This is a genomic window from Enterobacter cloacae complex sp. 2022EL-00981 (assembly GCF_028737495.1).
GTDB classification, from domain to species: domain Bacteria; phylum Pseudomonadota; class Gammaproteobacteria; order Enterobacterales; family Enterobacteriaceae; genus Enterobacter; species Enterobacter cloacae.
The window spans coordinates 22,672-34,828 of the sequence record NZ_JAQZRK010000045.1; the positions used below are offsets into that span (position 1 = coordinate 22,672).

The 12,157-nt window shown below is 47.5% G+C and carries 12 protein-coding genes and 2 pseudogenes; 7 read left to right on the plus strand and 7 right to left on the minus strand.

Annotated features, from left to right (window positions below; all coding sequences use genetic code 11):
• Positions 1-108 precede the first annotated feature (108 nt).
• The 4 genes from PUZ33_RS23755 (at position 109) to dbpA (ending at position 4,225) form a co-directional block, all read left to right on the plus strand.
• Positions 109-1,263, plus strand: a complete 1,155-nt coding sequence (locus PUZ33_RS23755; RefSeq protein WP_252107881.1) for a methyl-accepting chemotaxis protein — start codon at positions 109-111, stop codon at positions 1,261-1,263.
• Positions 1,264-1,383: 120 nt separating this feature from the next.
• A complete protein-coding gene (gene zntB, locus PUZ33_RS23760; protein WP_047023108.1) occupies positions 1,384-2,367 on the plus strand; it encodes a zinc transporter ZntB in 984 nt (327 codons plus the stop codon).
• Positions 2,368-2,641: 274 nt separating this feature from the next.
• Complete coding sequence (gene ynaL, locus PUZ33_RS23765) at positions 2,642-2,824, plus strand: proline-rich small protein YnaL (protein ID WP_071830099.1); 183 nt, start codon at positions 2,642-2,644, stop codon at positions 2,822-2,824.
• Positions 2,825-2,851: 27 nt separating this feature from the next.
• Positions 2,852-4,225: an ATP-dependent RNA helicase DbpA gene (dbpA, locus tag PUZ33_RS23770; protein WP_023621323.1), complete on the plus strand. Its 1,374-nt coding sequence runs from the start codon at positions 2,852-2,854 to the stop codon at positions 4,223-4,225.
• Positions 4,226-4,271: 46 nt separating this feature from the next.
• Here dbpA and ttcA read toward each other — a convergent pair whose 3' ends face one another.
• Genes ttcA through PUZ33_RS23790 form a run of 4 tightly spaced genes read right to left on the minus strand, consistent with a single transcriptional unit; the run spans position 4,272 to position 6,966 of the window.
• On the minus strand, positions 4,272-5,207 hold the full coding sequence (gene ttcA / locus PUZ33_RS23775; RefSeq protein ID WP_058681222.1) for a tRNA 2-thiocytidine(32) synthetase TtcA: 936 nt from the start codon (positions 5,205-5,207) through the stop codon (positions 4,272-4,274).
• A 49-nt stretch (positions 5,208-5,256) separates the two neighbouring features.
• A complete protein-coding gene (locus PUZ33_RS23780; protein ID WP_058681221.1) occupies positions 5,257-6,495 on the minus strand; it encodes an Arm DNA-binding domain-containing protein in 1,239 nt (412 codons plus the stop codon).
• 1 nt (position 6,496) lies between these two features.
• Positions 6,497-6,661 (minus strand): excisionase family protein, encoded by a 165-nt coding sequence (gene xisR, locus PUZ33_RS23785; protein ID WP_072203670.1) that lies wholly within the window; start codon positions 6,659-6,661, stop codon positions 6,497-6,499.
• Complete coding sequence (locus PUZ33_RS23790; protein WP_058681220.1) at positions 6,658-6,966, minus strand: hypothetical protein; 309 nt, start codon at positions 6,964-6,966, stop codon at positions 6,658-6,660. The genes xisR and PUZ33_RS23790 overlap by 4 nt, the downstream gene beginning before the upstream one ends.
• 126 nt (positions 6,967-7,092) lie before the next feature.
• Between PUZ33_RS23790 and PUZ33_RS23795 the strand changes: the two genes are divergently transcribed.
• Positions 7,093-7,884: a hypothetical protein gene (locus tag PUZ33_RS23795; protein WP_252107883.1), complete on the plus strand. Its 792-nt coding sequence runs from the start codon at positions 7,093-7,095 to the stop codon at positions 7,882-7,884.
• 3 nt (positions 7,885-7,887) lie between these two features.
• Positions 7,888-8,313 (plus strand): annotated as a pseudogene (locus PUZ33_RS25315) (phage tail fiber protein); the annotation flags it as partial.
• A 283-nt stretch (positions 8,314-8,596) separates the two neighbouring features.
• Here the strand turns inward: PUZ33_RS25315 and PUZ33_RS23800 are convergent.
• Complete coding sequence (locus PUZ33_RS23800; RefSeq protein WP_058681219.1) at positions 8,597-10,489, minus strand: acyltransferase family protein; 1,893 nt, start codon at positions 10,487-10,489, stop codon at positions 8,597-8,599.
• Between the two features lie 286 nt (positions 10,490-10,775).
• On the opposite strand from PUZ33_RS23800, the pseudogene PUZ33_RS23805 reads away from it, so the two are divergent.
• A pseudogene (locus tag PUZ33_RS23805) lies at positions 10,776-11,328 on the plus strand (recombinase family protein).
• A 48-nt stretch (positions 11,329-11,376) separates the two neighbouring features.
• Here PUZ33_RS23805 and ycaC read toward each other — a convergent pair.
• Together ycaC and PUZ33_RS23815 are read right to left on the minus strand one after the other, a co-directional pair.
• The gene (gene ycaC / locus PUZ33_RS23810) at positions 11,377-12,000 is read right to left on the minus strand and encodes an isochorismate family cysteine hydrolase YcaC (protein ID WP_047361659.1); all 624 of its coding nucleotides are present in this window, start codon (positions 11,998-12,000) and stop codon (positions 11,377-11,379) included.
• A gap of 49 nt (positions 12,001-12,049) precedes the next feature.
• Positions 12,050-12,157, minus strand: a 108-nt coding sequence (locus tag PUZ33_RS23815; RefSeq protein ID WP_131729156.1) for an IS3 family transposase, incomplete at its 5' end; no start/stop codon positions are given.

Genomic DNA, 12,157 nt, shown 5'->3' on the forward strand with positions numbered 1-12,157 from the left:
AGGTTGCTAACTGCGAAACGACAAAGCACCGCTATTCGTGAGGACAAACGCCAGTACGAATGCTATAAACCTTAATGCCGACCAAAATATTAAGTTGTGGGAATAATCATGCTAAAAAATATTAGTGTCAGAACCTTCATTGTCTATTTCCTTTTGTCTCTTTTTTTGCTAAACGCAGCTGTCGTCTTTCTATTTACCGGCGCATCGTCACTCTTAATAACGCTCAATGTAATAAATGTGATTGCTCTTTTTTTACTCTGGATTTACATGACCCAATATCTTGTGACACCGATCAATACTGTGAAAAAAAGTATTGAAGAAGTCACGGCAGGGAATCTTAACGTGACAATCCCCGAGTTTGGCAACAACTGCGCAGGGCGTTTAATTCCCGGGATTAACAGCCTTTCGGGCAATATTGCAACACTGGTCCGGGAAATCAGGGCGTCGTCACAAACCGCCATGACCTTATCGGATCAACTCTCCGCACGCAGCGCGCAGCTATCAGTGAAAACGGAGCAGCAATCGGCTTCGCTGGTGCAAACCGCAGCCAGCATGGAGCAGATGGCTGCGAGCACCAAAAACAATGCTGATAACACCCGACTCGCCAGTGAACAGGCCAATCAGGCAACGCTTCAGGCGCGTAAGGGGGGCGAGCTGATGGGGCAGGTTGCTCACAATATGCAATCGATCACCGAATGCGCACAGCAAATGACGGAAATCATCTCGATGATCGACGGGATTGCCTTCCAGACCAATATCCTTGCGCTTAACGCGGCCGTTGAGGCGGCAAGGGCGGGAGACCACGGAAAAGGCTTCTCTGTGGTCGCGGAGGAGGTGCGAAATCTGGCACACCGCAGCGCGGAAGCGGCGAAGAACATCAAAACGCTGATTGAAGTCACCAGCAATAACGTTACACAGGGCGTGACGGTAGTGTCAGAAGCGGAAAAAAACATGCGTGAGATTGTGGCCGGATCCGGCAATGTCAGCCGTCTGATGGATGAAATTTCCAGTTCCACATCCGAGCAGGAGAAGGGAATTTCACAGATTACGCTGGCATTATCAGAGCTGGAAAGGGTTACGCAAAGCAATGTGGCGATGGCGGAGGAACTTAACGGATCCTCCGACGTGCTACGCAATCAGGTTATCGAACTGCAGTCACGGACACGCAATTTCCGGCTCGACGGGGAATACGCGGCTGATAGTTCGTTAACTGCACCGGTTGTTCCGCTGGCGTTCCCGCAGCGACAAGGACATTCCACCTGAAGGGACACCGCCGTTACCCGTACAATTCCCGAGCGATTTCAGCGCCATGCGGAACATAGTGGTTGCGTAACCTCTGCCGAAAGCTAGACTGACAACGAAAAGCTAAAAGGTGGAGGCGTTGTGGAGAGCATAAAAGGGTCTGAACTGAACGTTCCTGACGCAGTGTTTGCGTGGGTGTTTGACGGTAAAGGCGGTGCCCGGCCGCTGGAAGACAACGACGTGATCGATCACGCGCATCCCTGCTGGTTACACCTGAACTATACCCATCCGGACAGCGCTGACTGGCTGGCATCCACCCCATTGCTGCCAAACAACGTGCGTGATGCGCTGGCAGGGGAAAGCCTGCGGCCACGCGTGAGCCGGATGGGTGACGGTACGTTGATCACGCTTCGCTGTATTAACGGCAGCACGGATGAACGTCCCGATCAGCTGGTGGCGATGCGCGTCTATATGGATGATGGGCTTATTGTTTCCACTCGCCAGCGTAAAGTGCTGGCGCTGGATGACGTGGTAAACGATCTGAAAGAGGGCACCGGGCCGACTGACTGCGGCAGCTGGCTGGTGGATGTCTGCGATGCGCTTACCGATCACGCGAGCGAGTTTATCGAAGAGTTGCACGATAAAATTATCGATCTGGAAGATAACCTGCTCGATCAGCAGATACCGCCACGCGGTTTCCTGGCGTTACTGCGCAAGCAACTGATTGTGATGCGTCGCTACATGACGCCACAACGTGATGTATATGCCCGTCTGGCCAGCGAGCGTCTCAGCTGGATGAATGATGACCAGCGCCGTAGAATGCAGGACATTGCTGACAGACTGGGGCGCGGGCTGGATGAAATTGATTCCTGTATTGCCAGAACCGCAGTAATGGCCGATGAGATAGCACAGGTGATGCAGGAGTCGCTGGCCAGAAGAACCTACACGATGTCGCTGATGGCAATGGTCTTTTTACCCAGTACCTTTCTGACCGGTCTGTTTGGCGTAAACCTGGGCGGCATTCCCGGCGGTGCTTATCGCTACGGCTTTACCGCGTTTTGCGTCATGTTAGCTGCTTTGATTGGCGGTGTTGCATGGTGGTTGCATCGTAGTAAATGGTTGTAAATTTACGCTTTTTCCACCTTTTGCGCGGATCAAAACGCTCTTTTAATTGAGCAAAGTCAATAAACAGAAACCGTGTAAGGTGCATTATTACTCCCGCAGGTGAATGCAACGTCAAGCGATGGGCGTTGCGCTCCATATTGTCTTACTTCCTTTTTTGAATTACTGCATAGCACAATTGATTCGTACGACGCCGACTTTAATAGTCGGCTTTTTTTTGCCTCCCGTTTCTCAGGGTCTACCCTAAAAGGGTCAATCCAAAAAACTGGAGGGAAAGATGAACCATCTACTCGCGCTGCAACGGCTGCATTCACGGCAGTCCGATCCGGTCCCGACCGACCCAACGCCCATGCCCGATCCCATTCCGCGTCCGCAGCCTATGCCCGACCCGCCGCCCGATGAAGAACCGATTAAATTGTCGCATCGAACCCCGAGATCTGCGAGGATACGCGCCATCTGACCGCAAAGATGACCACGAGAGACTATTGTGACCGCTTTTTCTACCCTGAATGTTCTGCCTGCCGCCCAACTCGATAACCTCAACGAGTTGGGATACCTCACGATGACGCCTGTTCAGGCGGCCGCATTACCCGCCATTCTTGAGGGGCGCGATGTTCGCGTACAGGCAAAAACCGGCAGTGGGAAAACGGCAGCGTTCGGTCTTGGACTGTTACAGCATATTGATGCCACTCTGTTCCAGACCCAGTCTCTGGTTCTGTGCCCGACCCGCGAACTGGCTGACCAGGTCGCGGGTGAGTTGCGTCGTCTGGCGCGCTTCCTGCCCAACACCAAGATCTTAACCCTCTGCGGCGGACAGTCGTTCGGGGCGCAGCGTGATTCGCTCCAGCATGCGCCTCATATTATTGTCGCGACACCTGGCCGTCTGCTGGATCATCTGCAAAAAGGCACCGTTTCACTGGATGCCCTGCAAACGCTGGTGATGGATGAAGCGGACCGTATGCTGGACATGGGCTTCAGCGACGCGATCGACGAAGTGATCCGCTTCGCGCCGGAAGATCGTCAGACATTGTTATTCTCTGCGACCTGGCCTGACGCCATCGCTGCGATCAGCGGTCGTGTACAAAAAAATCCGCTGACGATTGAAATCGACAGCGTGGATGCGCTGCCTGCCATCGAGCAGCAGTTCTTTGAAACCCCGCAGCAGGGCAAAATCCCGCTTCTGCAGAAATTGCTGAGCCAGCACCAGCCCGCCTCCTGCGTGGTGTTTTGTAATACCAAAAAAGATTGCCAGGCGGTGTGTGATGCCCTGAATGCTGCCGGGCAAAGTGCGCTGTCATTGCATGGCGATCTGGAACAGCGCGATCGTGACCAGACGCTGGTTCGCTTCGCGAACGGCAGCGCCCGTGTGCTGGTTGCAACCGATGTCGCCGCACGTGGGCTGGACATTAAATCGCTGGAGCTGGTTGTTAACTACGAGCTGGCCTGGGATCCAGAAGTACACGTTCACCGCATTGGGCGTACCGCACGTGCCGGAAACAGCGGGCTGGCCATTAGCTTCTGCGCGCCGGAAGAGGCGCAGCGCGCCAATATCTTGTCTGAAATGCTGCAGATAAAGCTTAACTGGGTGAACACCCCGGGGAACGTTCGCGTTGTGCCACTCGAAGCCGAAATGGCGACGCTGTGCATTGATGGCGGCAAAAAAGCCAAGATGCGTCCAGGCGACGTATTAGGCGCGCTGACAGGTGACATGGGACTGGATGGCGCCGATATCGGCAAGATTACCGTTCATCCGGCACACGTATATGTGGCAATCCGCCAGGCGGTTGCGCATAAGGCATGGAAGCAGCTGCAAAACGGGAAAATTAAAGGCAAAACCTGCCGGGTCAGATTGCTGAAATAAGCGGCAGAAAAAACGCGTCTCAGACGGACTCTGAGACGCGACAGGATTATTTCACTTCAAGTACGTTCAAGCGCAGCTCGTCAAACTGATTATCATCATCTTCCGGCTGCCAGCCTGCAGGCTGCATGGGGATCTCTTCCCGATCAAACGCCAGATCGCCGCCATTCACCACTTCAGAATCATGGTTGATGCCTTTGAAGTCAAACAGCTCAACATCCGCAAGGTGAGAAGGCACCACGTTCTGCATTGCGCTGAACATGGTTTCGATGCGCCCTGGATAACGTTTATCCCAGTCACGCAGCATGTCACCAATGACCTGGCGCTGCAGGTTCGGCTGAGAGCCACACAGGTTGCATGGAATAATCGGGAAAGCTTTCGCCTGGGAGAAGCGTTCAATGTCCTTCTCGCGGCAATAGGCGAGAGGGCGGATGACAATGTGTTTGCCGTCATCGCTCATCAGCTTAGGTGGCATGCCTTTCATCTTTCCGCCGTAGAACATGTTCAGGAACAGCGTTTGCAGGATATCGTCGCGGTGATGACCCAGCGCAATTTTGGTGGCGCCCAGCTCCGTCGCGGTCCGGTACAGAATGCCACGACGCAGACGAGAGCAGAGAGAGCAGGTGGTTTTGCCCTCCGGGATCTTCTCTTTAACGATACCGTAGGTATTTTCTTCGACGATTTTGTACTCAACGCCCAGCTTATCGAGATATTCCGGCAGGATATGCTCAGGGAAACCCGGCTGTTTCTGGTCAAGGTTTACGGCCACCAGGGAGAATTTCACCGGCGCGCTCTGTTGAAGATTACGCAGGATCTCCAGCATGGTGTAGCTGTCTTTACCCCCCGACAGGCAAACCATGATGCGGTCGCCTTCTTCAATCATATTGAAGTCTGCAATGGCTTCGCCCACATTACGGCGCAGCCGCTTCTGCAGCTTATTCAGGTTGTATTGCTCTTTCTTTGTATTTGATTGATTTTCTTGCATTTATTGCTACCTTCGGAGCCAATAGGGGCATAATAGGGGCAAAAATTTTTCAGCGTGCCAGCTTATCGTTAAGCATCAGCACCTGTTCGCCATTCATTTCTTCAATCCACGCACCGTAGACTTCATAAACCATTTGCGCGTTTTCATGCCCCATCTGGCTGGCTATGAAAGACGGATTAGCGCCGGCAGATAAAAGCCAGCAGGCAAAAGTATGCCGCGTATGGTACGGATTCCGGCGGCGAATACCAGCACGTTTTACAGCTGAGTTGAATCTCGCACCGATGCTCGATAAAGAGTAGTAGGCTTTCTGTTCTCCCTTGCGCATCCGGGGTATGAAAACGAATCGCAGGCTTTGATGTTCCACTGCGCCATACTCGCGATGATTAAAGACAATTTCGGTTTTAGGCTGCAGCGCCGTCAGCTTACGCTGTGCTTTCAAGGCTTCAAGTGCCGGCTCTAATAGGGTGATAACCCGGTTACCTGCATCGGTTTTTGGTGGGCCGAACATTCCTAGCGCATTAAGGTTGCGCTGTATATGAGCCGTACCTTTTTCCCAGTCGATATCTTCCCAGGCAAGGGCTGCAAGCTCTCCATGACGGACACCAGTATAAACTGCGAACGTCCACATATTGAGGCTTTGATCACGCTCGGCTGCCGCAAGCAAACTAAACTCCTGCTTCGTTAAAGGATCCGGTTTTACTTTCCCTTTGTGTAGTTTCTTGATCCCTTCAAAGGGTTTGCCATTGATAAAGCCAGATTTGTGTGCAAACCGAAGAAGGGAGCACAGAAGCGATATATAGTTGTTCACGGTACGCACAGTGCGTCCCTGTTTGTTGCTTCTGGGATTTGCCAGGTAAAGTGTCTCACTGTTCAACAGCTCCTTCCTGTATTTCAGAATGTCGCTGTGGCGTATAGTTGAAACAGGCGTATCTCCGTTAATGATGTGCATTAACGTACCGAGTTGTGAGCGAGTCTTACGCATGGTATTCGCGCTAATTTCGGTTTCTTTAATGCTCGTCCACAGTTCACACAGCTCTGAAAAGGCTTGAACTGAAACAGTTGTTACGGTTTTTTTTGCTCTGGACGATGAAGGAAAGCGCTGGTGGTAATCAAACTCTCCAAGGATGATCTCACTAACGATCACAGCCCGAAGATTCCCGGCTTTTTTGATGTTCGCCGGGGTGTTAATCCAACCTTTGAGAATTTCGCGGCAACGCTTTCCCCGGTACATAAACCAGATACAAATCTTATTGTTTCTGATTTCGACACCTGTAGGCAAAGCTGCCATCTTACGCATCCCTTATTAACTGATTAATTCTCGGATAGTTATACCAGGTTGTGCCACGCAAGGTTTTTTCTCCAGATGGGGATACCCGTTTAAAATGGACACCTTCCACCCAACAGCCCTGACGATACTTCTCAATCTGTCGTTCGGTCAGGCCTGTTTTTTCTATGAGCCTTGCGCCAACTCTTGCCTTACTCCCTTCGCAACATTGAAGCGATAAACGACATCGAGTTTATCGGTTTTTTTATAGAAAATATTATTCAGACGTTTATTAACATGGCGGCTGAATATTCCATTGCTGCTGTCTGAAATAACCTTCATTTCCCTGGTGGCACAATCGATATTCGCGTGAATATCACCACCGAGAGAAAGACGCGCTGCGTCCACAGGATAATCCATTTTAAATGCGTAATCTGTGTGTTTACCGGCACAGACAGCCAGCAGCAAAAGTGCTGCAGCAAATAATCGTTTCATTTCTACATTCCTGTAAGAGCGGGAATATCCATTTTATTTAACTTTAAAAAATAGTCAGATTGATATGAGCGATCAATTTTACATTTTTGATCGTTTCAAACGATCGTTATTATCGTGAGATAGTTCATGCTTTATAACACTGGCACTATCGCTATCAATGGAAATACCGCAACCGGCACCGGCACAAACTGGACGGCACCTGCCAGCCAGGTTCGCGCCGGCCAGACATTTATCGTTATGTCCAACCCGGTGCAGATGTTTCAAATCTCATCCGTGAACAGCGCCACGTCAATGACGGTAATGCCTGCTGCATCACCAGCGCTCAGCGGCCAGAAATACGGCATTCTGGTATCAGACAATATCTCGGTCGACGGACTGGAGCAGGCCATGTCTCAGCTCATCAAAGAGTATGACGAGAACATTGGCGCATGGGAGACGTTCGCTACTTCATCAGCAAACCAGAGCATCACGGTAACCATAAACGGCACCCCCGAGACTATCCCCGGCATCGGTAAGCTGGCGCAGAAAGGGCCCAATGGTGCTCTCCCGATTGACCAGGGCGGGACCGGGGCAACAACGGCAGAAGGCAGCCGCACAAACCTCGGTTTAGGAAGTAGCGCGACGAGGAGCGCACTGGATTCTGAGATTGTTACCAATAGTGATACGAGTCAGATTCCCTCGCTAAAAGCTCTTGGCTTGGGATACTCTCGTCATATTGACAACTTCTCAAACACAAACATGCTTGGATTTGGTCGCTTCACAAGTCAAACAGCTAATAATCCTGCAAATACCAACGGTGTAGGGGGGCAGCTACAATATGATGGTGGTCCATCCACAGCATGGTTCGTTTGGACGAACGATGGGCAGGCATATATACAGACCAACCACATGCAGGGTGCTACATATCAATGGAAATAGGTTTACACGACTGCAAACACTTCAATTGCATCTGATGGCGGCATAAAAGCAGCATCACCTGTGGTTAAAGTATATTCTGATGGAACATACCAGACCAATGACGAATCTGAAGGCTGCACTGTAACTCGTCTTTCCCTAGGGGAATATCTGATTGAAGGTAACGAAGGTCTAAATTCAGACGCTGCTTGGGGCGGAATTGATGGTGGTTTTGACATCCCCATTGACCGCAACAAGTAGTCCCTGATATGGCTCGATTATCATGTTCATGCTGACGGTTCAGTATTAGTGAAAACCTATCACCGTACGCATTCAACCGCTCCAGAATTTGCCAGAAACGAAATACAGGGCATTAACGATGGAGATCCGATAGACATCCCTTCTGACCAATTTGTCTCAGTACGTGTTCAGATGCCGCAGGAAAGTATCTGATATCAGCGTAAAGCTATAGCTGAAGGCCCTAATTGACTGGCTGATTAAGCATTAAATCTTCATGCATTTTCAGGCGAGTACCTTTCCAGCAGGTTGCCCAGAAGTACAGTATTTGTCATTTGGCTTTGATTAACTTAAACCATCACACAATCTATATTCACAGGAATTATGGCAACATAAAATTATTACCACCTCACTTATTAAGTGAAGCAGCAAAATGTAACGGAGTGGGAATGCACAATCAAAACGCCCAGACATGGAAATTTTGTCTGGGCTTGAGATGCTAAAGATGTTCAATAATATACTTCGTGACTATTTCCGCGCCGTAAATAGAAAGATGCCCGCCATCTGTATAAATAGGTTCTCTTTTGTAAATTATCTTACACTGAGACTTATCACAAAGAGCATCATTAGGATCTATAAATCTAACATTTTTGATATGTGCCAATTTATTTTGTAGATAAAGGTTTATATCTACATTTTCTTTCTTCTGCCATTCTTGACAGTTAGAGATCAACCTATATCCCATAAGGCTTTCACCAGTCAGGCAACCGAAGCCATCAACTCTTGCTGGTTGGGGACGACCTATTATGAAATACATACGCTTGTCGCCGCCATCCTGAATAACCGATAAAATTTCACTTAACACTATGGTGTAATATGAATCTTTATCTTTTTTAATTGGCGTACCCCCCCCCTTTTTTATAAGCATTCCATCGTAAGTATCCCAGGAGCTTGCAAACAAAAGGGGGGCTTGTGGTTCCTTATCCATAAGAGCTTTTAATTTTGTATATTCCTCAGAGCATGAAGTGTCTTCTTTATTATTTAAGTACCTTGAATAATTAGGAAATATTAGGCAGCCATGATCAAAAAGAGCTGCTGCTTCTACTTTATGTTCATCAAATGACTTAGCATATTGCAAACCAAAACTATCGCCAGTTATGATGTAATCAAATTTACTTTCGCTAGAATTTATATGGAATACCTTATTAGAAGGATAATCAGCTCCACCATAGTATTTTTTATGGAATTCTTGGTTGGTGATTCTGTACTGTTCCGGAACTCTGCTTGTATATCCATTATTTGTTATTACCAACAAGCAAGATGCAAGACATGCGAAAAATGTTATTGGAAGTTTTTTATTTGATTTAAAAGTCTGTAAGGATATATTTAAAATAAATGAAAGGGCTAAGATAACAAAAGCGTACCATGCAAAGTTAATATCCAGACTGATTTTGCGAATAAATACTAAAAGAGGCCAGTGGATCAAATAGGCTTCATATGATATCGTACCGATGTATTGTAAAGGCTTCAAATCAAAAAAGCGTAAAGTAGCATTTGAATATATACACAAGAATGCCCCAAAAACCGGAATTATTGCCATTAACCCAGGCCATGGTGTTTCTTTATTAATTATGAATAAACTTATAATTATTATTGAGAGACCCAAAAGACTCAGTGTTCTTTTCAAAATTTTCAGAGGAGGTATGATATATACTAATCCTCCAGCAAGCATTGCCCAGGCTCTAGTAGGAAACATAAAATAACTTGCTTCAGCATAATTATAAGTGCCATATAGAGATGCAAAAAAAGAAAAAATAAAAAGTACAAGGATAGAATGTTTGGCCGCTTTCAAACCCAATGTCTTTGAAACAGCTAACAACAATAATGGATATACAATATAAAATTGCCACTCAACAGAAAGAGACCATGTGTGTAAAAGAAAATTATTAACAGAAGAATTGTCAAAATAGCCTGATCTTGACAAGTAAAGGAAGTTTGAAATGAATAGTATGCTACTTGCAACATCCTTACCCATTTCATAAAAATCTGAAGGCTTGATAAAAAGCCAGCCAATCAATATGGTGATTAAACATATAATTGTCAATGCTGGAATTATTCTCCTGGCACGTGCCAGATAGAATCTTTTTAAACTGAAGTTATTTTCGTTGATTCCAGATAAAATTATTTTCGTCATTAGATAACCAGAAATGACGAAGAAAACATCCACTCCAGCAAAACCACCTGGGAGGTAGTCGCTATTAAAATGAAAAATAATTACCGCTAAAACAGCAAGAGAACGCAAAGCGTTTATGTCTTTTCTAAATTCCATAGCAAAAGGTACCTGTTTTTTGATCCGGGGGATGATAGCACAAAGGACTAACTGCATCATCATTGATTTCAGTATTAGGGGACCGCAACTCCGTAGACGACAAGGAATTTTCTCCGGCTTCAAAGAAATATTGGTTCGTGACTTATCAGATGCGTGATTACCTACCACATCCGCCAATCTTTCAACTATTTATCAGATGTGTTGATGAGCAGTCACTGAAGGAGACTGTCCCTAGAAGTACTACCCACCTTGGTGAGAATTAGAAATTCGTACGTTTTATAGACCGCTCTGCGGTAGCCATGCCGATAACTTCCTCTGATTTTTTTTTAGAATTTATAGTGTGAAAAATATCCAAATTGTCTACATAAGAGTGTCAACAGATGACCAAAATACGGATCTCCAGCGACAAGCCCTCGAACGCGCAGGATGTAAACAGATTTTAGAAGAAAAATGAGCTGAACAGTAGCGAACTGGCCAGCGCTGAAAAAACTTCTTAAGACGCTGAAAGAGGGAGATACGCTGGTGGTGTGGAAGCTTGAGCGCCTTGGGCGAAGCATGAGGAACTTGGTACTGCTGGTCGACGAACTACGGCAGCGCGGGATCCACTTCAAAAGTCTTACGGATAGCATCGACACTTCCAGCCCAATGGGGCGTTTCATTTTCCACATCATGTCTGCCCTGGCCGAGATGGAGAGGAGTTGATAGTGGAGTGCACACGCGCTGGGTTAGCCGCAGCTCGTGAGAAAGGGCGAATCGGCGGCAGGCGTCCGAAACTTACCCAAGAACAATGGGACCAGGCGGGCCGACTGATTGCAAACGGCGTGGACAGGAAGAAGGTGGCGATCATTTATGATGTGGCTGTTTGCTCGCTCTATAAAAAATATCCAGCACGTGATCTCTGAATAAAATCGCAGTCTGCCTGTCTAATCGGAGGACTGCGAAGGTTTAATTTACTTAGAATTTAATAAATTAAAGCTAGTCATAAGGTTGCGGTAGTCGGGGATATGATTAGAGAACAGCGTACCCAGACCTTCGATATCATTGCGCCAGTCACGATGCAATTCACATGCAACTCCAAACCATGACATTAACTGCACGCCAGCGTTAGACATTCGATCCCATGCTGCATCCCGAGTTATAGGATTGAAAGTACCCGACGCATCGGTAACAACAAATACATCGAATCCTTCTTCGATCGCAGAAAGCGCAGGGAAGGCAACACATACTTCAGTTACTACACCTGCGATGATTAATTGTTTCTTGCCAGTGGCTTTAACCGCTTTAACGAAATCTTCGTTATCCCATGCGTTGATATTGCCAGGTCTGGCAATATATGGAGCATCAGGGAATTGTTCTTTAAGTTCAGGTACTAATGGGCCGTTAGGACCATTTTCAAAACTGGTAGTAAGAATTGTTGGAAGACCAAAATACTTCGCCAGATCACCAAGTGCAAGAACGTTATTTTTGAACTTGTCCGGGTCAATGTCGCGAACCAAGGACAGTAGTCCGGTTTGATGATCTACCATAAGGACGGCAGCGTCGTTTTTATCTAAACGAACATATGGCTTAGTCATAATGTCACCTTTCCCTTTAGTTACATTGAGTTGAATCGCCACGGATAATCTAGACACTTCCGAGCCGTTGATAATACTGGTTTTCATATTCTGTCGGTGACATCTGTTCGCTAGAACCATGCCGACGCTTACTGTTATAAAACATTTCGATGTAATC

What these genes read in the sequence shown, in the direction of transcription:
- ynaL (WP_071830099.1), top strand. Translation starts at nt 2,642, where the DNA reads ATGAACCATCTACTCGCGCTGCAACGGCTGCATTCACGGCAGTCCGAT.
- PUZ33_RS23795 (WP_252107883.1), top strand. Translation starts at nt 7,093, where the DNA reads ATGCTTTATAACACTGGCACTATCGCTATCAATGGAAATACCGCAACC.
- ttcA (WP_058681222.1), bottom strand. Translation starts at nt 5,207, where the DNA reads ATGCAAGAAAATCAATCAAATACAAAGAAAGAGCAATACAACCTGAAT.
- PUZ33_RS23755 (WP_252107881.1), top strand. Translation starts at nt 109, where the DNA reads ATGCTAAAAAATATTAGTGTCAGAACCTTCATTGTCTATTTCCTTTTG.
- PUZ33_RS23790 (WP_058681220.1), bottom strand. Translation starts at nt 6,966, where the DNA reads ATGAAACGATTATTTGCTGCAGCACTTTTGCTGCTGGCTGTCTGTGCC.
- PUZ33_RS23800 (WP_058681219.1), bottom strand. Translation starts at nt 10,489, where the DNA reads ATGATGATGCAGTTAGTCCTTTGTGCTATCATCCCCCGGATCAAAAAA.
- PUZ33_RS23780 (WP_058681221.1), bottom strand. Translation starts at nt 6,495, where the DNA reads ATGGCAGCTTTGCCTACAGGTGTCGAAATCAGAAACAATAAGATTTGT.
- ycaC (WP_047361659.1), bottom strand. Translation starts at nt 12,000, where the DNA reads ATGACTAAGCCATATGTTCGTTTAGATAAAAACGACGCTGCCGTCCTT.